The organism is Lysinibacillus sp. TE18511 (assembly GCF_054062295.1).
The window spans coordinates 76,427-99,607 of record NZ_JBSSFD010000009.1; the positions used below are offsets into that span (position 1 = coordinate 76,427).

Below are 23,181 nucleotides of genomic sequence, written 5' to 3' on the forward strand. Positions count from 1 at the left end.
TCTAATGAATTGGTTACAGTTAGCAGAGGAAGTTATTGAGGGGAAGATCATTAGCAATGAGGAGGCTCTTGCTATTTTAAATAGTGACGATGATGAGCTTTTGAAGGTGATGGACGGAGCTTTTGCCATTCGTAAGCACTATTATGGGAAAAAAGTAAAATTAAATATGATTATGAATGCTAAGAGCGGTTATTGCCCAGAGGATTGTGGCTATTGTTCACAGTCATCTAAATCAACAGCTCCGATTGACAAATATCCATTCATTACGAAAGAGGAAATTTTAGCGGGGGCAAAACGAGCATTTGACAATAAAATTGGTACTTATTGCATCGTGGCAAGTGGTCGTGGTCCGACTCGAAAGGATGTCAATGTAGTAAGTGAAGCTGTGTCAGAAATTAAAGAAAAGTATGGCTTAAAAGTATGTGCCTGTCTTGGCTTATTAAAAGAAGAACAGGCACAGCAATTAAAAGAAGCGGGGGTAGACCGTTACAACCATAACTTAAATACATCTGAACGACATCACTCCTATATTACTACGTCCCATACGTATGAGGACCGTGTGAATACGGTTGAGATTGCGAAAAAGCATGGAATATCACCTTGCTCAGGTGCCATTATCGGTATGAAAGAAACAAAAGAGGATGTCGTGAATATTGCACGTGCACTTCATCAATTAGACGCGGATTCTATTCCTGTCAACTTCTTAAACGCGATTGACGGTACGAAACTAGAAGGAACGAAAGAATTAAATCCACGCTATTGTTTAAAGGTTTTAGCGTTGTTCCGTTATATTAATCCAACAAAAGAAATTCGTATTTCTGGTGGTCGCGAAGTCAATCTTGGGTCACTTCAGCCACTAGGTCTATATGCAGCAAACAGTATCTTTGTAGGGGATTACTTAACAACTGAAGGTCAAGAAGCAAACAGTGATTATCGTATGCTTGAGGATTTAGGCTTTGAAATTGAATTATCAGCAAAGCAAGAAGAAGCATTCTGCTAAATAAAACTTATGAAATAAAATTTACTACTACTACTTAATTATCATCGAAATTAAAAAGCCGTATGTGCGTCGTGGAAAAGGCGTACATACGGTTTTTTGTATTGGACAGATAAGAAAGGAGAAAGTGATCGATAGAGTACCCCGAACGACGGATAGAAAGGGTAAAGTGACGGAAAGATCTCAAGTGACGGATAGACAATATTAAAATGGTAGAAAGATTGTTTTTATGCCTTGAAAATTCAGGTTTTCACAAATTGTTCAAGTGAAAGCGTTTTGAAATTGAACAGTTTGTGAAGGGCTTCACATAATACTTTCTTTTTAAAAAAATCGGCGTAAAATAAGAATTGAGCAAGAGGTTATTGTGAAACAGTTAGAAAAAGTAGCACGATTTTCATTGGTTGTTATATTACAAAAACAAGTTGGAAGGGAGATTTTATTAATGTGGGTTATTACAGTATTTGATAAAAAGGACGTTCGAATTTTTGAGTATACAAACAAAAATGAGGCAACACAAGCTTTAGCTAAATTTAAAAAAAATGCCGTTTTAACATATACAAAATAATATAAGTAGTGAAAGATCAGCAACCCTCTTTGTGCGCTATCGCGTCGAAGAGGGTTGCTTTTTACGTTGTACAAAACTATGGATGAATGAGAATTGAAAGGGCACTATACACTAATAAAAGCGCCATCGAATCTAGGGATACTTTAACACGATTAAGTATGACCATCTATTATCCTGAATAATGTAGAAAACCGTATGAGCGTTATGCAGAACGCTCATACGGTTTTCTCTTGTCTTGACTATAAAATACTACCTAAACGTTTAATACCTTCACGGATCACTTCTGGTGTTGCATTTGTATAGTTTAGGCGCATTGTATTCACATTCGTTTTCGAAGTGTAGAATGGGTCGCCAGGTACGAAAGCAACTTTTTGCTCCATTGCTTTATGGAAAATATCTACGGATGATGCTCCATTGTTCATTGTAGCCCAAATGAACATTCCACCTTCAGGTCGTGTGTAGTCCACATGTGCAGGGAAGAACTCTTCCATCGCATCTAGCATTGCCTGTGCTTGATTTTGATATAATGCTTTAATTTTTTGGACATGCTCCGTATAGTCATTGTTTGCTAAATAATCATAAATGACATATTGAGAGAAAATATTTGTGTGTAGGTCAGTTGCTTGCTTCGCTGTTTCGATATGTTCCATTAATTCTTTATTTTTTGTAATGATAAAGCCAAGACGCATTCCTGGTGTGACTGTTTTAGAGAAAGAACCTAGCAAAATACTATTTTCTAATTTACCAGCCCCGATGTATGGTAGTGGCTCACCTTCGAAGCGTAATTCTCCATATGGGTCATCCTCGATTAACGCTACATCGTATTTTGAAATGATTTCGTAAATTTGCTGACGTTTTTCTTTAGAATACGTTAGTCCTGTTGGGTTTTGGAAGTTTGGTACTGTATAAATGAATTTTACATTTGGTTGCTGAAGGGCTTTCTCTAACTCTTCTAAGTTTAAGCCATCATTTTCGAGAGTTACTCCATAAAATGTAGGTTCACTTAATGTGAAGGCTTGAATGGCGCCTAAATAACCAGGTTCTTCAATAATAATGCCATCACCTTTGTTAATCAGTACTTTCCCAATTAATTCAAGAGCCTGTTGTGAGCCTGTTGTAATAAATACATCGTCAGCATGGATGTCTAGTCCGTGTACACGTTGATATTTTGCAGCGATGTATTCACGTAAAGGCGCGTAGCCCTGCGTAGATGAATATTGGAATAGACGACTGCCATTTTTAGCAATGGCATTGTTCGCAGATGCCTGTAACGCATCAATCGGGAACGAGATTGGGTTAGGAAGACCCCCTGCAAAGGAAATGACATCCTCTGCATCAGTTACTTTCAAAATATTTCGGATGAATGAAGATGGGGTTTTTAAAATTCTTTCTGAAAATTGCATAATGTATCGGTCCTTTTTTCTGATTTTTTAAAAATTATATCATTGTAATCATTTGCATACAATATTATCATTGTATGCAAGACAATTAAATATTGTATGCAATCAAAGAGAGAGAAGGGGCTGTGCTAATGCCAGTAAATTCATTTGAAGAATATCCGATGAGTTGGAAGCCAGATATAAGCAATATTTCGGCTCCGTTATATATAGCAATTGCCGAACAGCTTGAACAAGATATAAAGGATGGGAAATTATCTCCAGGAACTAAGCTTCCTCCACAGCGGGAATTAGCTGACTTTTTAGACGTTAATTTAAGCACGATCACAAGGGCCTTTAAGCTTTGTGGGCAGAAGGGGCTTATTTATGCCTCGATTGGAAGCGGAACATTCGTTTCATCAGACGCCGCGACGAATAAAATTTTATTACCGACTAGTAATTCTTCTCATATGATTGAAATGGGGTCTGTATTACCAGAAAATCATGCAAATGAGGACATTACACGGTATATGAAAAAGATGATGAATGACCCGAGTTTTAGCAAATTATTTCAATACGGACGCCCTGAAGGCAATGCGTGGCAAACGGAGGCGGCAATGAAGCTTTTGGAAAAAGTCAACTTTCAAACGGATCAACCTGTATTGCTTGGGGCGGGGGGACAAAATGCCATTGTTGGAACGTTAGCTGCATTGTTTCAGCCAGGTGATCGAATTGGTACAGATCCCATTACATATGCTGGTATCAAAACAGCGGCAAATATGCTTGGTATCCAACTCGTAGCAATCCAACAAAGAAACGGAGAAATGACAAGAGAGGGGCTATTATACGCTTGTAAAAATGAGCATATTAAAGGTCTTTATGTTATTCCTGATTTTCATAACCCTACTACCCATACAATGTCGATGGAAACAAGAAAAATGATTGCGGTAGTTGCAAGGCAGACAGGCTTAATCGTCATAGAAGATGCGATATATAGTTTTCTTAAGGAGCAGCCATTTGCACCAATAGCTTCCTATGCACCAGAAAAGGTTATTTATATTGCCAGTGTGTCAAAAACAATCTCGCCTGGCTTACGACTATCCTTTATTGTTACACCTTTAACGCTTCGAAAGAAAATAATGGAAACACTGTATAATATAAATATCTCAGTGTCTCCGATGATGGTGGAGTTAACAGCGAGGATGATTCATGATGGTGTTGCACAATCCATTTTAGAGAAACATCGATTGTATGCAAAACAACAAAATTCACTAGTCAATCAATATTTAGGGGATTATAACATTTTAGGGGAAGAAGAATGCATGTTTAGATGGCTTATACTTCCTGAAAAATTTACTGGTGTGCAGTTTGAATTACTTGCATCAAAAGCAGGTGTGCAAGTATATGCAGCTGAACGCTTTGCTGTCGGAAATGTGAAGCCGATCAATGCGGTGCGTTTGGCCATCACTGCTCCGGAAAATCAGCTTGAACAAGCACTAATTATTTTGAAGGATTTACTTGAAAGTGATGGGGATTATTCATTTGTTGATTGAAATATTTTAGGACAAGTAGAGATACGATAGCGTCAACAAGAGGCTGGGACATAAGTATATTTTTCAAGCGAAATTAAAAAAATTCACATCAGAAAAGCGAGGGAAATCAACGTTTCTAAAATTGATTTCCCTCGCTTTTTAAGGTTTTAACCAGTTATGTCCCAGCCTCCTTATTTTGTTGCTTTTTCTAAAATACTAAAAAAATCGCTATCATTTACGATGGCATAGTTTTTGTTGGTACTGTCTTGGTTGGTTCTAATGATAGTTAGTGATTTTTTATCTGAATCAAGGTACATTGAATAACCTGCATTTAATGTAATGGTGATTCGGTAATCGTAATTAGTGGTGTTTATAGTTGTTTTTTTAAATTTTGCGTTTTGAAAAGCCTTTATAAGTTCTTGTTGTGTTTTTTCTGGAATTTCAATTTCCGTAAATATATCTTTTTTTTCTGTATTGACACTAAAAATAGTTACAGTTGGATTTTCCGCATTAAAATCAGCGTTTTCTAATACATCTGTTGCAGAGTCGTTATGGTCTTTCATTGCAAAAAAAAAAACAACAGCAATAATGATTATGAGTAAAGGTAATATAATTATAAATTTTTTCATATAGACCCCTTCTTTATCCTTTTTTAATAATTGAATTATAGCAAATTTTGGTAATTGAAGGGCTTTTTAAAGGTATAATGAGTGTTATTTAAGAAGGATTTTTTTGTTGTTATTTTGCCGATATATTCCTATTTTACTGATTTCCGCTACGGTCTACTCGACTCCAGTGGAAATCAGCATCTTCGAATTTAATTCGAATGTATAAAAATGGCTAATCAACACACCTGTTTTTTTCATAACAAATGATGAATTAGTTATATCGAAGTAGCTTGAGGAAGTCATATATGCTGCTCAGTGCAAATATATAAATAGAAACAAACAAAATTAGGACATGCCCATCCTTTTGTTTTATTTTCTCGAGCGAAATATTTCTGGTTTATTTGTAATGTGCAAGAGGATCTAGTTGATAGGTTTGATTTCAAGATAAGAAGGAGGTCGTTCAAAAATGGGTTTAAACAAAGGCTTTGATACTACCTTTTTAGGAGAAGAGTTTCCTATCCCATTTCCACGTTTACGTGAAGATATAGGCCAAGTAGCATTAGAAGGAGGTAAAGTTTATCCATTTACGCACTTTTCAATTGTGATGAATAAAGAACGGAAATTTGCCATTTTTGGAGCGAACAATACGGATAAAGAACGGGATATACAACTTAGGAGATGTAATAATTGGCATAATGACGATCGGATTGGAGAGGAAAATCAGGTAGGTGGATGGTTATATGAAGGAGGACAAGCAGATTTGTGGGATAGAGGTCACCTTGTCAGAAGAGATGATGTAGGTTGGGGAGAAAGAGATGAAGCAAAGGATGGAGATTGTGATTCATTTTGCTTTGCAAATATTGCCCCTCAACATAAGGAGTTTCATCATACAAAATGGGGTGATATCGAAGGATGGATTATTAATCAAACTAAGAGCAAAAATAAAAAATTCTCAATTTTCACTGGGCCGATCTTTACCGAAAATGACAGGGAGTACTGTGGATATCAAAAACCCTTAGGTTGCGGTATAAAGATACCGGCCGGATTTTGGAAAGTAGCTTTTTATATTGGGATTGACGATAGGCTCCGTTCAGTCGCATTTAAAATATTACAGGATGATTATTGGAGACATAACTTAAAGGCGGAATTTCGTTCCTCGACAAAAAATCGCTTACTGGAGAAAATGGATGTACTAACACAATACCAAGTTCCTTTAACAACAATAACTGAAATTACAGGAATACAATTTGATGATTATCTATATGAGACAAATCCCTTATATTATCATGCTAACGCTTTGACTGAAAGAGCCAATATCGCTACTCCAGAAGCATACATTATTCGAGATCAAACAGATTTAATATTAGATCGGACCAAATGATATGCAGTGTTGGCTTTCTGAATTGCTTACATCCTAACACGTCCACATGGAGCATCTTTTGGCGACTACTTGTCACAGTCTCGCGAAGCAGGTGGTCGTAATCACCTCTGGTTTCCGTAATGCAAAAAAGCTGAGAGTTTTCATTTAATTGAATACTCTTAGCTTTTTAATTTTTACGATATGTTTCAAAAATATCACTAGTAAGTCTTAGGATTAGACGCATTTCTTTAGCGATTTCAAACATCGAGATAAGTTTTAATGTTCCTGTGGTATTAAAATAAAGTTTGATAAGAAATCCTATTAGCTTTCATGTTAGTAGGATTTCTTATAGTTTACTAACGAGCGGAATCAAGAAAATGAAAAAAAATTTGTTGTCTTACTTTTGTTAATTTCAGTTGGAGCTGTCGAGAAAGTACCTGCTTGTTTATTAACTGAAGCTCATTTGAAGTCGATGTACACCAAGAATGATCAATAAAACAAGTGATTGAAGTATCTCCACCTACTTTGAAATGGAATAAAGTGTCATAAAAATGAATACTGCGGGCTTTAACGCTTTAACAGGAGAATACATTAAACCAAGTAGCTAACGTGGACAGTTTCCAATGAGAAAATGGTGAGGAATGTCGGTTAGTGATAGCCAAAACATCCCTTTTGATGATAAAATAAGAACAAATATTCTTTTTTTACGAAGCCTAGAATCTATGTTATTCAACAAAGCCTAGCGTTTCGCATCTCTCTAAACAAGAAATACACATCATCAAAACGATTAGATGTTGCCGAAAATACGTTATTTATGGAGGGAATATTATGGTTAATAAATCAAGAATCATTCTCCATATTGACATGAACAGTTTTTATGCTTCAGTAGAACAGATTTATGACCCGAGTTTAAAAGGCAAGGCCATAGCTATAGCAGGGAATCCTAAAGAGCGAAGAGGTATTATAATTACTTGTAGTTATGAAGCAAGGGCAAGAGGTGTTTATACAACTATGAATGTCGGGGAGGCGCGGCGAAAGTGCCCGGAGTTAATTGTATTACCTCCTAATTTTGAACGATATAGAGATGCGTCCAAGTCTTTTTTTAATTTGTTAAAAGAGTATAGCGAAATTCTTCAACCAGTTTCAATCGATGAAGGTTATTTGCAACTTCCTATAGTTGATGGCCAAAATGTATTGCAACACGTACAAAATATTCAAGATAGAATCTGGAACGAACTGCAACTCCCTTGTTCAATCGGCATTGCGCCAAATAAATTTTTGGCGAAAATGGCAAGTGACATGAAAAAGCCGATGGGTATTACAATACTCCGTAAGCGAGATGTACCAACAATACTATGGCCAATGAATGTAATTGAGATGCATGGGGTTGGCAAAAGTACAGCGGAGAAATTGGGTAATTTAGGTATTCAAACAATTGGAGAACTAGCTGTAACTGATGAATATGTATTAAAGCAAAACTTCGGTATTAATGGTCTAAGGATGAAACAAAAAGCAAATGGCGAAGATGACAGACCTGTTGATCCAGAAGCAATATACGATACGAAAAGTGTAGGGAATTCTACAACACTTTCTTATGATACAACAGATAGAGATGAATTATATAAAGTAATCGCAACACTTTCTGAAAAAGTAGCGGAAAGATTAAAGGCTAAGAAACTTGCAGGGGTAACTGTAAGTATCATAATTCGTTCAGCAGACTGGGAAACATGTACACGGAGTAAGTCCATCAATAACGCGATTCATTCAAAAGAGGATATCATTGAGCTAGCGTGGTATTTATTTAATAAGCATTGGGGTGAAGAGCCAGTTCGATTACTAGGTGTTACCGTATCGAATGTCAGTGATATTAAAGAAACGACACAGCAGCTAACGTTATTTAACTTTGAAGAACATATAAAAGAAGAACCAATCATTAAACTCGTTGATCAAATAGAACAAAAGTTTGGAAAAGGAACGATCGTTAGAGGGTCAGATATTGCCAAACCAGTTGGGAAATATCATGCAAATACGAGTTTCAGTAAGGACTTTTGGGAATAGAGAATTTAGTTTCTTAAGGAATACTATATAATCATGGCACCACTTACGTCTTATTAAGCTAACTAGTGCTTGTTTAATTTCATAAAGAAATAGTTATATAAAATCAAAAAGAAAACCGTCATTTCGATCAAGCTTTTTTCGAAATAACGGTTTTAATTTGTAGTTTTCTATATCATAATTAAATATCTTTGTCGATGAGTAATGTTTTAACTTAAATTATTTTAGCTGTTCGTAAAGTGTTCATTTTCCTTTTGTCCATAAGTTTCGCGGCGATTTTTGATTTTTTGTAATACGCTGTCTAGAACATTCCGTTCAGACAGCGTTTGATAAAGGACATTCTGTACCTCTGCGGCTTCCTTGTTTTCTTCTTGGTTACTTAGAAATTCACTATATGTTCCCATATATTCATAATAGTCTATATTGGAAAGTGTCTTAGCAGCTACTTGTTTGTGCTCTGTTAAAGCAGAAGTAAACTGTTTACGTGCCTCATCTGGTTGGGCAGGTATTATTTTGATTTTACCTCTTGTATCTGAGTCTCCTGTGAAGTCAAGGAATTGATAATCGAACGCCAATGGTTTAGCAAGAGCGATATGAGCGTGAAGAGCAACAGCATGGTCAGGAAGTTTTTCTGTTACCTCACGAAGGATATCGTTCCCTTTTTCAAAAAAACGGCTGCCGTCAAATGCAAGGATACGGCCGACTTCTTCAGAGAAATAATCTTGAGCAAGGAATTCCTGATCGTATCCGGTAGGTGGTAAAACTCGTAGCCTTAAGTTGTTAGATACGATGTTATTGCCGTTTATTTGCAGGGCTACTTGAATGTTATAGAATCCTGGATCATCAATTAACCAGCCATTTTTCCCTACGGAAGCGAAAATGGTTTCATACAGTGATTCACCAGGCATAATTACCTTGTTCTCTATGTTCCTTAAAAATTGAACATAAGGTAGTAGCCGACGACCTTGTTTGCCATCTTTTTTAACCATTACAGACATTCCATATAAATCGGACAAGATATGTTTATTTATTGACTGAGGTTGATTTGAAGTATTAGTTAGTTTGATTTCAATAACTGTAGGTTCTAACCATTGGAATATAGGTGTTTTACGGTTAACCCTCAATTCAAGATTAAAAGAAGGGTGAATAGAATTGATTGGTTGTTCAAAACCATGATCTACAGCCCAGTCAGCATTACCCATTTGTACGAAGCGCTCAGGAGCGTGTCGCAAAAATAAAAGCTCTTGATCACTAAAACGATACTCAAAGTGTTTAAAGAACTCCTGTTGGTTGCCATCAAATTTGAAAGGATAATTCATAAAGCTTAGAGCCTTTGGTTCTGGGGTAAGAGGGCGCTCCAACGGTTCCCAAGGATGACCTAGGTGTTTTTGCCAAGAGTGCAGGAGATTGAAAGCATGTCCCATCTCATGGCAAGTACACCAAAAACGATAGCGCTGTACCCAAGCTTCTGGGGAGGCGTCACCTTTAGGAGGATCTGAAATAAATGAATTATTAAAAATTGCTGTCCCTTGACGATGATTCGGACCTATGCTATCAAACATAATACCGCCTAGACCATGGCCTTCTTCAGCTTCCGAATTTGCAAAGAATGTCCACATGGACCATTGAGGCTTATTACCAAAGTGTGACCAATATACTTGCATGGCATCATGCATCTCTTGAGTGTTCCACTTTTTATCAGTCCCTGTATAGTCTTTGGAAACAATATTATTACCTTCTGATATTTTCACGTCAAACCCAGTGCGTTTAAAAACTTCTGAAATTGACAAAGTTTCATCCGGCAAAGATGTTGGCTTGTCTGGATGTGCGTGTGTTTGATAGGTCGTGACTGGCGTTGTACCTTCTTCAGCATCGAATTCAAATTCCACAGGGTGGAAGTGGGGAGATTGAAACTGGAAAGTGCTAGTTCTGTCTGTCTCCCCTCCGATAAGAAATGCGACTTCGGCAGTATGTTGTTCAGGGATTGAACCGCGTGTTACCTGTATTTTTACATTTGTATAAGGAAATGATTGTATTTCGTCTAGGTATTTATTTCGAATATTGCCTATCCAAGTATTTGGACCATTAGCTGTTAACTTGGCAATCCAATGAATAGTAGAAGACGTGTTTGAAATAATAGTTCCGCTTGCTACCATTTGTGGGTAGTATCCGTCTACATCAAGGCGAAGTTCCTCATGGAATTGCTGTTCGCTCCATGCATATAAACCACTAATTGGTGAGAGGGGAAATTCTCCTAAACTGGAAGGGCTAATGGCTTTTAATAATTCTTTTGGTTCGTTTGTTTTGTTTTGATCCATCTGTATTACCTCCATGTTTATTATTTTTTGTCTTTCTTCCTCAATCCCAAGAGCCACAATGCTTCATTAAAAAATGCAAAATGTTTTTCAAGTATTATATATGCAACAGTAACTATAAATATGACACTAAAAATAGTAAAATAAATACAGTGTGTAAAATAAAAGAATAATCTAATTATTTCCCGAGAAATACAACAACGAAGAAAGAAGGTGTGGTAATGCATTATAAGGAGTACGGTGATCTACATAAGCCACTCATGATGTTGATTCATGGGGGTGGTGTTTGAGGGTGGATGTGGGATAAACAAGTCCAATATTTTTCCGATTATCATTGCGTTGTACCAGAATTAATCACTGATGACGCTGATTTTTCAATTGAAGATTGTGCAAAAAAACTTCTAACGATAATCGAGGAGAAAGCAGAAAATAAACGTGTCATGGTGATCGGTTTTTCATTAGGGGCACAGATTGCTATTCAAATGATTAGTTTAACTTCATTCAGCGGAAGTCCAAACAACCGCTGAATGAAGTTAAAGCCTCCGGCGGATGTCACGGAAATCGGAAAAGGAATTCTTTGTGCAAGCACAAAGCCGATTCCGGACACAATTATGCCGAGGCATAATTGATAGAAGCATCTAATAGATTATGCCATCATCAACAGTGCCTTAGTGATACCTTCTCCGATCGCAGAAAAATTGATTAGACCGTTCATTAAATTATCTTTTCCGCTGATAAAAAATAAATCATTCGCGAAGCTTCAAGCTAAAACATTGTATGTAGATGAGGAATATTTTGAGCAATATTATCAAGATAGTTCAAGGATGAAATTAGATACCCTTATTAAAATATTGCAAGAAAATATGTCATTTGCAATTCCTCACAATTTTTCGAAAGCTCAATGCAAAATATTAGTAACGGTCGGTGAAAAAGAGAAGGGCAACATGAAAAAATCAGCCATACATCTAGTGAATAGTAATCCTAATTGTAAAGGTGTTGTGCTATCTAACATCGGCCATGGTGTCTCTTTAGCAAACCCAAAGTTCTTTAACCGTTTTGTAGAAGAGTGGATGAAGGATGGCAAATTACCAGATGGCAAGGTGATCAATTAGTGCTAGTTAGTCAATTTGAAAGAGTGTTCTAAAAGTTACATAAAATCTTCAAAATGGAGTTTTGTAAGGAGAAGAACCAAAGTTAATTTATTTTATTTACTAAAATTTCTTTATGCTGTTTAGAAAGGTTAACCAATTTAAATTCACCTTTGCTTATATCTCTTTTTATACTGTTTAGTTCGTTCCAAGCCAATTCATAAAGAGATTTATCAATGATACTATTCGCATAAGCTTCCTCTAATTCATCAGCATCTTTTTCAATCAGTTCTCCTGACGGCAACAAGATGAGGTCTAAAAATAAATCATCCATCCAAGGCACATTATTTTCGATTGAGTTTTTATTGCACATATCAATATACCATTGAATTATTTCTCCGTTCGCATCAAACATTGTTGTTACTGCATGGTTTTTCTCAAGAGGAAATTGTTGCAACCATATATAGCCATTATCGACAATACATAATCTTTTCTCTCCATAATTCACGGAAAGGGGTTCTGTCACTTTTACTGTTTTTAATAAAGTGATAAATCCCTTAAAATCTTTAGTATCAAGGTATGACTGGCCATATTTTCTTTCTATAACTCGTTGCCATTGTGAATGGTCTCCAAACTTTCTTTTTAGCATACGAATCCTCCAAACTTATATAAAATAATAAGGATACAAAACTTTCGGTACGGTAAAAAATCTTTCTTAAAGAAGGAACCTGCAAATACATACGGGCACCTCCAAGCATTCGCAATCGGTGGAATAGAATCTGAAAACATATTGGGCAAATTGTTGCCGAAGTTTTAGATGAAAAGCTGTGCTAAAGTATCTCCTTGCTTGAATAAGATGGATATTCTTTTATTTATTCCATTATTTCCTTTATAATGAAAACTAGATTCATAATTTTAGACGATCATGGGTAGACACAAGGGGAGAACAGGATGGAAATACTTCAAGCAACAATGAATGAACTAGAGGAGCTAACAGTGCTTTTTGATGAATATCGCCAGTTTTATGGGATTGAGTCAGATGTAAGCAGTGCGAAGGCATTTTTACAATTACGAATGGCCTTAAAAGAATCCATTATTTTTGTAGTTGTAGAAAATGGGAATACAATTGGCTTTGCACAATTATATCCGACATTTTCGTCCATTGCCTTACAGCGTGCATATATATTAAATGATATTTATGTAAAAGAAGATGCTAGAGGCCTAGGGGTGGGCAAGGCATTGATGGAAAAGGTATTTCAATATTGTGAGCAGCAATATGCTCGCTATGTGACGCTTCAAACGGCAACTGATAATGTTCATGCACGGAAGCTATATGAGAATCTTAATATGAAACAAGATCAATACTGTAATTATGTAAAGTATTTTAGTTAAAAGAGGCATCTCATCCATCACGGATGAGATGCTTTTTTAGTATTGCGCCTAACATGGATGAAATCGATAATGATCAAGAAATCCCCTAGATTTTATTATCTAGGGGACAATCCTTCAACTTATTTTATCCCGCTTTAACGGGCAGTAATTTATCTGTATCGAAAGCAAAGAAGATAGGTGGTAGAAAAACTGCCCATAAAAGCCCGATTGGTGAAGACTAATAATCAGTGGGGGATGAAAAACCCCCCCACTGATTAAAGTTTCACTTTATTTCAAGTGTATATGGTTGTGTACTTGCTTTGCCGTCAGCTTCACTTACTTCAATATAGTAAGTTCCTTCATCCAGTTCAACTGTACCTACTTCAGCATCTTCTGCGCCGTAAAGATCTAAGGTTTCTACTGTTTTTCCTTTTGCATCAATAATACGGATGACGCCATCTAGTGCTTTTTCTGTTTGTAGAGAGAAGAGCACATCGCGTTTGCGGTCATTATTAAATTCGAAATAGTCTTTATCTCCAAATGGAACACCTGCATTTAGATAGTGAGTCGCTACCCATTTGTCGTCTTTTTTCGTAAGTGTAGATGGTTTTGTTGGTATACCATTCACTACCTTGGAATCTGCATCTTCATCTACTTTTATATGATCAACCAATGTTAAATTATATGGTTGAGTTGATACTTGTCCAAGTTTCATGCCGTTAACAACAATAAAATAACCGCGGTCCTTTTTCGCTTTAAAAGAAGTATTTACATCTGATGTTCCTGATATACCAAGTAGCAATTCAAAGATATTTTCAGGTTGTCCAAATGTAATTTCTGTTGCCATTTCTTGTGGATCAATTTGCATATTACCATTTGTATCTTCAATAATGGAGCCTGTGAATTTTAAGTTATTTTGAAGCTCTTTAGGTAATTTATCTAGCTGTTCATTTGTAAGTAGTTCAGAAGAAACAAGAAGACTCATGACTTCATCTTTGCCTTGCTGTTTGTAATAGTAGAAATCACTATCATCTTGATAAACTAGATAATCTTTATAGCTGTTACCAGGTTGAATCGTTTGAGCTGTTTTTTCTGTATTATTTTCTTTATTATAACCTTCTGGAATAGCTGCCACTTTACTTGTTTTAAGTGTATATGGTTCAGAAGAACGGTCACCAAAATTACTTACTTTTACAACATAGGTTTTGTCCTTTTTCAATGAAATTGTCTTTGCAACGTTTTCATCACTTGTTGATCCAAGGAATAGACCCATTGGCCCTAAATCATTTGTTAATGAAGAAATCGGTAATAATTCTTTTGTTTCTTCATCATATTCAAATACAGTACCAGCTGGCATTTGGTTCATACCTTTTTTAATGTTGAAACCATATATGCCATCTTCTTGGGCTTTAAATAAGAAGTAATCTTTATCATAATCTGATTGGAAGTATGCTTTTTGATCTTTACCAATATTAAAACGAATCGCTTGCTTTATAATTGCATCCACGTCTTCTGGATTTTCCATAGCATCGGGATTCATGAACATATTCATTAAATCATCTATTTCATTGCGTTTTGTTATTTTAGATTCAGCTAAAGGTACAGAATCCATTTGTACATTTTCTTCTGGCATTTCCTCAATTAATGGAAGTCCGTCTTCATCTTTAGGAAGGGTAACGGCTGCTCCTGTTAATGTGTAAGGAATAATTGATTCACTTACATTTTCTTTCGTATCAATGCCGCCGCTCAAGAACATTTCAAGCGAGAAGTCGTTTCCGTTTTCATTAGATACGCTTAGTACATACTCTTCTTCAGGCATAGCATCGACAAAAAGGCTTACTCCGTCGCCTTTATCCATACCGTAGGATGCTTGGAGAGGATATGCCTCTTCTGGTTCCTCAGTATCGACTGGTTCTTTTGCTACATTATCTAAGTCTTCTTTTAAATAAAGTTCCATAGAAGCTGTAACACCTGGAATACCAGATAAATCAAATTTCAGTGTCGTTGGTTCTTTTACTGAAAATGTAAAATAATCTTTGTCACTTTGCTGATCTTTAGAAAGTAGGGTATAGTTTTTCCCTGCTGTATTGAATGGGAATTTTGCAATTTTCTCCATTTTGTCTATTTCTAATGAATCAACTGGTAATTCTTTAGTTGTTTGAGCTGTGAAGATGTAGTTAGATTTACCCTTTAAGTCGTAGCTGCCATTATGATCCTTTACGCCAACAAGAAGGGTTCCTTTTTGATCTGCTTTATATAGGTATCCTTCTTGCTTTCCAATACGAACATCATTCACATTGATTGGTTCTGCTTTCCCATTTTGACCTTCAGGGTAGAAGTACAAATCAAATGCATAATCGTATTTATTTGCACCTTTTAATGTCAGTTGTGCGTATTCATTTGCTTCTAAATCAACCTTGTACCATTTCTTTTCGTCCGGCTGCTTGAATTCACCTTTTTCTGTATTTAGTGTATTCTTTTTGAGGACTTTTGCGTTTTTCATACGCTCATCTGTTGTTTCTGAATACTGTTTAGGAAGATTTTTTAAATCAAACTGTAATGCTTTCACAGGGTTGACAAGGCCATTTCCATATGTCAAATCATAGTCCTTCTCACCTAAATCTTTTGCCGTCATTTCGAGAATAGCTTCTATTTCATGAGGCTTTAAATTTGGATATTTTGATTTTAGTAGGGACGCCACACCTGCAACAACGGGAGAAGCCATCGATGTCCCACTAAATTTTACATAGGATGATCCTTTTTTCTCATCGTGAACTGTACTGTATACATCTTCACCTGGAGCTACTAGGTCAACCGATGGACCATAGTTTGAATAGCTTGATAGTTTGTTTCTATCATTCGTAGAACCTACGCTAATGACGCCTTCGAAAGAAGCAGGGAAGGAGTAATTATCTGTCGATTCATTTCCTGCAGCCGCTACAACGGTAATTCCATGATCAATCGCTTTCTGAACAGCTTCTTTCACTAGTGGAGATTCTCCATAGCCACCAAGGCTCATGTTAATAACATCTGCGCCTTGCTCAATAGCGTAAAGTATACCTTGTGCAATGACGAAATCACTGGCACCAGCTTTTCCGTTGAATACATCAATTGGAAGAAGCTTAGCATTTGGATTAACCCCATGTCCTCCTACAGCATTATCTTTTGCCGCTCCAATAATACCTGCTACGTGTGTTCCATGGTCACCAGTATTAGTAGTATTGGCAGGTGCTGCTGCATTATATGGTGGAAGCACTTGCGATTTTAAATCTGGATGTTTAAAATCCACACCAGAATCGATAACCGCTACTTTTACTTCGTTATTGCCTGCTAATTCTAGGGCCTTATCAATTTCAAGCAAGTTTAAATGATACATATCATTTTTCTTTGGGTCTCCGCCATTGCCAAAGGAATGATACATGTAACTAGGGGAAACATTTTTAACCCCTTTTTGATTTGCATAATATGAAACTGCTTTTTCTAAAGTTACTCCTTTGTTAAGTTGGATAACATCGTAACCTAATGAAGGAATAGAGCGGATTACTTTTGCGCCAATTTTTTTATGGACATTCTTATCAAGACCAGAATGCTTGACGATAATTGTATCCTTACTGATCCATTCTTTTTGATTCTTTTCTGCTTGTTTCTGATTGCTAGCTACTTTCACTGACTCTGGGTTCTTCTCTGTTTTTTGTGGTGCTTCAGCAAAGGCAGAAGCAGTAGGCACCATTAGTGCAGCAGATGCTACTATAGCAAATGATTTCTTTTTCCAGTTCTTCAACTGTATTACCTCCTTGAATGTTTTGATTTAAGTCACATCTATACTATTACGGATGAATGATAGAAAAGTTTCGTAAATAAGGAGTTATTTTTCCAAAAGTACCAATCTATATTTTTCCATTATGTAAAATCTATGAAAATTTGTATCAGTAAACTAGCCTTAGTGAAAGGGAAGGGAGAACGAATACTCTCATTAGGACTATAAAAAGTCTATGATTTCACATCCTTGAGACAACAGGTAATATTCGTTACTGAAAGGCACTGTCCGTACGGTGGTGCGAGAGGTCGGGGGGAGTCACTCTTTTAGATTGTAGTTAAGGGAAGTGTATCAGCTATAAGCGCCCAGCCTTCACTACAATCAACCACACGTTATGGTAATGAGCCCTACAAGTGGAAAACACGCAACTATAGTCCAAGAAATGTTATATCCTTAAAACATCGTCTTAAAGCTGCTCAATAAGTTTTTGTAAATCTGCCTTCGAACGAGGCATTGTACTGTTTTTCTCAAATAGTTTCTTATTTTGCAAGGCAATCGCCATTTCAAAGACCCATGGGCGTTCGAGATGGGCCTGTTCAAGCAACTGCTCTTGATAGAACAACTCAACAGGGTCCCCATTATAAATGATTTTTCCAGCTTCCATCACGATGATTTGGTCTGCCCATTCATAGGCTAATGGGATATCATGCGTTGCTAGTAAAATAGTACGTTCACCATTCTCTAATTTAGCTAAATACTGTAAAACTTGTGCAGCATAATAATTATCAAGTCCAGCTGTTGGTTCATCTAATAATAAAACAGATGGTTCCATCGCTAGTACTCCAGCCATTGCAACACGTTTTTTCTGGCCAACACTTAAAAAATGGATCGGTTTATCGAGTAATGGTTCAACTTCAGTTTGAGCAACAGCCCATGCAATTTTCTCTTCAATTTTTTCAGTTGTCCAACCAAGGTTTAAAGGTCCAAATGCAATATCTTGCATAACAGTACCTGAAAAAAGCTGGTTGTCTGCATCTTGAAAAACAATTCCAACCTGTTGGCGCAATTCTTTTAATGCTTTTCTACTATAGTTAAGTTCCTTGCCACAAAACGATATATTTCCAGTGGTAGGCTTTAAAATGCCATTTAAATGCTGAAATAAAGTCGATTTCCCAGCTCCGTTATGACCAAGTAAAGCGATTTTTTTTCCCTTTGGAATTTGGAGTGTAAGATCTGTCAAAGCATGGGTTCCATCTGCATAAGCGTAGGATAATTGTTTTAGTTCAAAGTATAAATCAGTCATCAGAAAAAACCTCCATAAATGATAAGGGAAATAAAAATAGCAGCCATACCTAGCCAGTTTTTCATGCAATAGGTAACATTCTCCTGCCAATAGACAGTTTCTCCACCGCGTGCCTGCATTGCATTGTTTAGTTCACGACTTCGCTGAAACATCTCGGCAAATAAAGCTGCAATCAGCATTGAAATTGAGCGCAGCCATTGCATAGGGGAGCGGTAACCTAATCGAGCCTGCTGGGCAAGATGAATTTTTTGCATACTGTCTAAAAAAATAAAAATAAATCGATACGTTAGTTCCACTAGCTCTACAAATAAAGTGGGAAGTCGCCAAAGTCGTAGAACATAGCAGATCGATTGTACGGATGTTGTAAGAATTAAAAAATACAAACAGCTAATGCTGCCAAGTACGATGAAAAAAAGCTGCTGTGCTGTTTCTATACTCGCGCGCCCTACAAAAATTGTCCAACCGTTAATAGAAAACGACCAAATATGTGTAGGGAGAGTGCTTGTTGATGGGGCTATAGAAATTAATATTGATAGTAAACTAGAAAGTAAAAAAAATCCCGGTAGTAATAGCAGTTTTGCATAATATTTAACTGGGATTTTTGCGCTTAAAATGGTAAAAGCACTCATTACAATAAATGTAATGAGTGAAATTCGTTCATCTCTCATGATAAGCGACAATAATAGTAGTCCTATGGATAACGTCATTTTTTCTAGCGGATGAACAGACGCTAGCTTATTCAAATAAGCATACTTATCTATGAGTAACATATCGTTTAACCTTCTTTATGTTTGCCGCGCATAAAGCCGATGAAATAGCCGATAAATCCAGCGCCGATAGCAGCTTGTAGAGCGAATAATAAGCTTTCAATTTCACCACTTGGTGGCTCCCAAATGCTTTCAAACCATGGTTCGTAGTCAGCGTTAATTTCACCAATTGCTGCTTCCGCTTGGCCATCAGCACCCTCAAATTCTGCACCCTTTTGGATAAATAGAGGAATGATAGCTAGAAACACAACAATTGCCAAGAGCAGTAAATTTTTTTTCATTTTAGTGTGCCTCCTTAGCTGAGAAAACACGTAATGCTTTTAGTTCGCTCACATTATATTTTTTCAAGAAATTCATAACGATCACTGTTAAAATTCCTTCACTTACCGCGAGCGGAATTTGTGTTATTGCAAAAATACCAGCAAATTTTGTGAATGATGCCATAAACCCTCCTACTTCAGAAGGGAAGGCAAGAGCTAATTGTACAGATGTAACAACATATGTACCTAAGTCACCAAGCATTGCTGCTAAAAAGACAGCTACTGAAAATGATAGCCCCATTTTTTGTGCGCCCTTAAATACAGAGTAAGCAATAATAGGACCAACAATTGCCATGGAAAATGCATTTGCCCCTAATGTTGTAAGCCCACCATGTGCTAAAAGTAAAGCTTGGAATAATAAAACGATTGTCCCGATCACACTCATAGCTAGTGGTCCAAAAAGAACAGTCCCAAGTCCAACTCCTGTCGGATGCGAGCAGCTCCCCGTTACAGAAGGGATTTTTAAGGCTGATAATACAAAGGTGAAGGCACCGGATAAACCTAGTATCATTTTTGTTTCAGGATTTTCATCAATGGTTTTACGAATAGAGCGTAATCCTAAAATAATAAATGGAATCGATAAGACCCACCAAAAAATTGCCCATTCAATCGGCAAAAAGCCCTCCATGATATGCATAGCAAATGCACGATTTGGCACAAATAAAAATGCCAGCAAGAAATAACTAAGCTTCCAAGGTGAGAATTTCAAAATCTCTCCTCCTAACATTATATTTTTCGAATGTAGCGTGCGAACGATATCAATTTCGCCTTGGCGTAATTGCGTTCGAGGCTTTATTTTCATTCAGGAGGTGTTTTGGCTATATCTGTAAACATCTACCACCATGAGATGGAGTCTCTTCTGAATGAAAATAAAAAGCACTTCTCCGACTTTGGAAAAGTGCATAGCTAAAAGAGGCAAATAAAATTTTAATCTGCTAAGCCGCACACCTATCCTCGTAGGTTGAAACGATCACATATTTTTCGGCAGGTCTCCTGGCTTTAGTTCAACGTTTTATAGGCCTTCCCATCCTTTGGACAGTGACATGATCTATAAAACTCCCTAGTACAGTGGCGGGACCGCGCCGGACTTGAACCGGCTTCCCTTTTAAGCGAAATGGTATACACTTCGCACCGAAAAAGAATGAAGTTGTGAGATTTCACGACAAAGTGTAACATGAATTTCCACATATATGCTATACTTTTTATAAAAATTTTAGAATTAAAGGTCAATGTCGAAAATTCAGATAAATACAGATAAAAATTTCGCGTTTTCTCTGAATTTTTAATAAAAATGTCACAATTTGAGAAAGAAATATTGAAATTTTTAAAAATTAAGATATGATAGAGACAGTTTTCTATTACATAAAAAGTACAATTTCATATAAAACATCAATAAGTGCTTGAATATTTTCGAGATAATAGGGAAATCGGTGAAAATCCGATACAGCCCCCGCTACTGTAATAGCTGATGAAATCGCAAATGCCACTAGTGAAAACTTAGGAAGGCGCGAAAGTAAAAGGATGCTTAAGTCAGGAAACCTGCTTATTGTGATGATGCATGCAAACTTTTCGGAGGGAGAAGTTGAAGCGAGAGCGAGTAGCTGTATATATTCGTTTTTTATTTAGCTTCTACAAAACCTTTACTCTTCGTCTAGAGTAAAGGTTTTTCTTTTTCCTAAAAGCAAATGAGGGGAGAACAACAATGACAACTTGGAATTTAGAGGGGATGAAAACGCATCTTTTTATTTGCAATGGCAGTAGCTGTATGAAAAAAGATGCAGAGGAAATTACACAGGCAATCCGTGATGAAATACAAATGCAAGCGCTTGATCAGGACATACATACGACTAGGACACGCTGTAATGGTAGATGTAAGGATGCATGTGTTGTTATCGCTTATCCTCAGGGGAATTGGTACCGTGTGCCGACTACAGAGCATGCGCGGGCACTCGTACAAGATTTAAATCATGAAGCATTACAAAATGAGCATGTCTTTACATTGCGTGAAGGTTCGTTACAGCGTACAGCACAAACAACAGCCATTAAAGGCATTGAAAAGGTGAAAGAGGGGTAACAAAATGGCGCAAAAAGGAAAGATTTTCGTAGTTGGTTTTGGACCTGGGGATTTTAAACATATTACGACTCGTGCTGTTGAGGCACTTCAACAAAGTGATATGATCATAGGCTATAAAACATATGTTGAGCTTATTCAGGATTTAGTTAGTGCAAAGTCAATTGTTAGTACTGGTATGACAGAAGAAGTTTCACGTGCACAAGAAGCAGTGCGCCAAGCAGAGGCAGGAAGTATCGTATCGGTTATATCGAGCGGTGATGCTGGCGTTTATGGCATGGCAGGCTTAGTATATGAAGTTTTAATTGAGCTAGGCTGGACGGAAGCAACTGGTGTTGAGGTAGAGATTGTTCCAGGTATTTCTGCTATCAATTCATGTGCAAGTTTACTAGGTGCTCCGATTATGCATGACGCCTGTACGATTAGTTTAAGTGACCACTTAACACCTTGGAATTTAATTGCAAAGCGAGTAGAAGCAGCGGCAATGGCTGATTTCGTTATTGCTCTTTATAACCCAAAAAGTGGCCGTCGTACGAGACAAATCGTAGAGGCACAACGAATTTTATTAGAATATCGTTCTCCGGATACACCGGTAGGACTTGTGAAAAGTGCGTATCGTGAACGTCAGGAAATTACGATGACGACTTTAGCAGAAATGCTAGAACATGATATTGGCATGCTAACAACTGTTGTTATCGGGAATTCATCAACGTTCTTCTATGACAATAAAATGATTACGCCACGTGGTTATCAGCGCAAATATACACTCGGCGATGAAAAACAACCGTTACGACCACATCAACGTCTAAAAGAAGAAAATGAACCATGGGCAATGAATCAAGAAACAGGGATGGCTCGTAATGATTTTGCGACAGATCCCAATGCAAATCGTATTAAGCCCAGTTTAGCCATAACATCAGAACCAAAGCCTAAAAAAAAGTCATCACTTGAAATGGCGACATCAGCACTAGCAATGGTGAAGGGAACAAGTGCAGTGAGGGTAACACCGAAGCTTGTTCAACAAAAAATGGAATCCATTTTTGAATTAGCTGTGAGTCCAGGAGTAGCTAATAAGTTCTTTACTCCTCAACAAATGATGACGCTAGCAGAGGTAGTTGGAGAAGAAGGAACGATGGAGTATACACCAGACCATCAAATTCATCTGAAAATTCCGACGACTGATCCTGCAGTGATTACAGCAAAGCTTCGAGAAGTTGGCTTTTTACTAGCACCGATTGGTGACGTGCTATCGTTAAAGGCTTGTGATTTCTGCTATGGAGAAAAGACTGATTCGATTCCTTATGCGGAAGAGATTCAAGAAAAGCTTGGTGGTATGTCGTTACCGAAAACGTTGAATATAGGTTTTAACGGCTGTGGTATGGCATGTTATCGAGCGGTATTTGATGATATTGGTATTGTTTATCGCAAAAGTAAGTTTGATGTTTTTATTGGGGCTAAGCCAGTTGGTCGTACAGCACATGCGGCCCAGCCTGTTGTGGAGGGTTTAGAACCTGAGCAACTTATACCGCTGATCACAGATATTATCGAAGAGTATAAAGCAAATGCACATCCGAATGAACGTTTGTTTAAATACTTTAAGCGTGTGAAAAAGATACTTCATTTTACGTATCAGGATATGTCTTCAAAAATAAAAGTTGAGCCAGCTCCGTGCGGCGACTAGTGAGGAGTAATGAGG

At 37.1% G+C, this 23,181-nt stretch carries 17 protein-coding genes, 1 pseudogene and 2 riboswitches; of the genes and pseudogenes, 9 read left to right on the plus strand and 9 right to left on the minus strand.

The genetic code is table 11. From position 1 onward, the window contains the following. Nucleotides 1–4 precede the first annotated feature (4 nt). Both bioB and ACVWXS_RS09180 read left to right on the plus strand, forming a co-directional pair. Nucleotides 5–1,000 (plus strand): biotin synthase BioB, encoded by a 996-nt coding sequence (bioB, locus tag ACVWXS_RS09175; protein WP_068984723.1) that lies wholly within the window; start codon nt 5–7, stop codon nt 998–1,000. 361 nt (nt 1,001–1,361) lie between these two features. Further along, entirely contained in the window at nt 1,362–1,562 is a 201-nt protein-coding gene (locus ACVWXS_RS09180) for a hypothetical protein (protein ID WP_402986262.1), read from the plus strand. Nucleotides 1,563–1,801: 239 nt separating this feature from the next. Here the strand turns inward: ACVWXS_RS09180 and ACVWXS_RS09185 are convergent, their stop codons facing one another. Continuing rightward, nucleotides 1,802–2,965: an aminotransferase-like domain-containing protein gene (locus tag ACVWXS_RS09185; RefSeq protein WP_456957783.1), complete on the minus strand. Its 1,164-nt coding sequence runs from the start codon at nt 2,963–2,965 to the stop codon at nt 1,802–1,804. Nucleotides 2,966–3,093: 128 nt separating this feature from the next. Between ACVWXS_RS09185 and ACVWXS_RS09190 the strand changes: the two genes are divergently transcribed. Then, complete coding sequence (locus tag ACVWXS_RS09190) at nt 3,094–4,491, plus strand: aminotransferase-like domain-containing protein (RefSeq protein WP_456957785.1); 1,398 nt, start codon at nt 3,094–3,096, stop codon at nt 4,489–4,491. Nucleotides 4,492–4,661: 170 nt separating this feature from the next. Here ACVWXS_RS09190 and ACVWXS_RS09195 read toward each other — a convergent pair whose 3' ends face one another. Further along, nucleotides 4,662–5,099, minus strand: a complete 438-nt coding sequence (locus ACVWXS_RS09195; protein WP_456957787.1) for a hypothetical protein — start codon at nt 5,097–5,099, stop codon at nt 4,662–4,664. A gap of 445 nt (nt 5,100–5,544) precedes the next feature. Here ACVWXS_RS09195 and ACVWXS_RS09200 point away from each other — a divergent pair, with 445 nt between their 5' ends. Continuing rightward, complete coding sequence (locus tag ACVWXS_RS09200) at nt 5,545–6,459, plus strand: DNA/RNA non-specific endonuclease (protein ID WP_456957789.1); 915 nt, start codon at nt 5,545–5,547, stop codon at nt 6,457–6,459. 807 nt (nt 6,460–7,266) lie between these two features. Next, complete coding sequence (locus ACVWXS_RS09205) at nt 7,267–8,496, plus strand: DNA polymerase IV (RefSeq protein ID WP_456957791.1); 1,230 nt, start codon at nt 7,267–7,269, stop codon at nt 8,494–8,496. Between the two features lie 221 nt (nt 8,497–8,717). On the opposite strand, the gene ACVWXS_RS09210 is transcribed toward ACVWXS_RS09205, so the two are convergent. Next, entirely contained in the window at nt 8,718–10,811 is a 2,094-nt protein-coding gene (locus ACVWXS_RS09210) for a hypothetical protein (RefSeq protein ID WP_456957793.1), read from the minus strand. A 293-nt stretch (nt 10,812–11,104) separates the two neighbouring features. Here ACVWXS_RS09210 and ACVWXS_RS09215 point away from each other — a divergent pair. Then, nucleotides 11,105–11,920, plus strand: a pseudogene (locus tag ACVWXS_RS09215) (alpha/beta fold hydrolase). Between the two features lie 82 nt (nt 11,921–12,002). Here the strand turns inward: ACVWXS_RS09215 and ACVWXS_RS09220 are convergent. After that, nucleotides 12,003–12,545 carry a DUF402 domain-containing protein gene (locus ACVWXS_RS09220; protein ID WP_456957795.1) on the minus strand — a complete coding sequence of 181 codons (543 nt, stop codon included), beginning with the start codon at nt 12,543–12,545 and terminating at the stop codon, nt 12,003–12,005. A 302-nt stretch (nt 12,546–12,847) separates the two neighbouring features. On the opposite strand from ACVWXS_RS09220, the gene ACVWXS_RS09225 reads away from it, so the two are divergent. Continuing rightward, nucleotides 12,848–13,288 (plus strand): GNAT family N-acetyltransferase, encoded by a 441-nt coding sequence (locus tag ACVWXS_RS09225; RefSeq protein WP_368636704.1) that lies wholly within the window; start codon nt 12,848–12,850, stop codon nt 13,286–13,288. 262 nt (nt 13,289–13,550) lie between these two features. Here ACVWXS_RS09225 and ACVWXS_RS09230 read toward each other — a convergent pair whose 3' ends face one another. The 5 genes from ACVWXS_RS09230 to ACVWXS_RS09250 all read right to left on the minus strand — a co-directional run bounded on the left by ACVWXS_RS09230 (nt 13,551) and on the right by ACVWXS_RS09250 (nt 20,141). Then, a complete protein-coding gene (locus tag ACVWXS_RS09230; RefSeq protein ID WP_456957797.1) occupies nt 13,551–17,048 on the minus strand; it encodes a S8 family peptidase in 3,498 nt (1,165 codons plus the stop codon). Between the two features lie 442 nt (nt 17,049–17,490). After that, entirely contained in the window at nt 17,491–18,327 is an 837-nt protein-coding gene (locus tag ACVWXS_RS09235; RefSeq protein ID WP_456957799.1) for an energy-coupling factor ABC transporter ATP-binding protein, read from the minus strand. Beyond that, nucleotides 18,327–19,097 (minus strand): cobalt ECF transporter T component CbiQ, encoded by a 771-nt coding sequence (gene cbiQ / locus ACVWXS_RS09240; protein ID WP_456957801.1) that lies wholly within the window; start codon nt 19,095–19,097, stop codon nt 18,327–18,329. The genes ACVWXS_RS09235 and cbiQ overlap by 1 nt, the downstream gene beginning before the upstream one ends. A 5-nt stretch (nt 19,098–19,102) precedes the next feature. Then, on the minus strand, nt 19,103–19,375 hold the full coding sequence (locus ACVWXS_RS09245; RefSeq protein ID WP_068984711.1) for an energy-coupling factor ABC transporter substrate-binding protein: 273 nt from the start codon (nt 19,373–19,375) through the stop codon (nt 19,103–19,105). A 1-nt stretch (nt 19,376) separates the two neighbouring features. Beyond that, nucleotides 19,377–20,141 (minus strand): energy-coupling factor ABC transporter permease, encoded by a 765-nt coding sequence (locus tag ACVWXS_RS09250; RefSeq protein ID WP_456957905.1) that lies wholly within the window; start codon nt 20,139–20,141, stop codon nt 19,377–19,379. 239 nt (nt 20,142–20,380) lie between these two features. Next, nucleotides 20,381–20,565, minus strand: a riboswitch (cobalamin riboswitch). Nucleotides 20,566–20,791: 226 nt separating this feature from the next. Next, nucleotides 20,792–20,975, plus strand: a riboswitch (cobalamin riboswitch). 141 nt (nt 20,976–21,116) lie between these two features. On the opposite strand from ACVWXS_RS09250, the gene ACVWXS_RS09255 reads away from it, so the two are divergent. After that, a complete protein-coding gene (locus tag ACVWXS_RS09255; RefSeq protein WP_402986292.1) occupies nt 21,117–21,488 on the plus strand; it encodes a (2Fe-2S) ferredoxin domain-containing protein in 372 nt (123 codons plus the stop codon). 4 nt (nt 21,489–21,492) lie between these two features. Continuing rightward, entirely contained in the window at nt 21,493–23,166 is a 1,674-nt protein-coding gene (cobJ, locus tag ACVWXS_RS09260) for a precorrin-3B C(17)-methyltransferase (protein WP_456957804.1), read from the plus strand. The last annotated feature ends 15 nt before the right edge of the window (nt 23,167–23,181 follow it).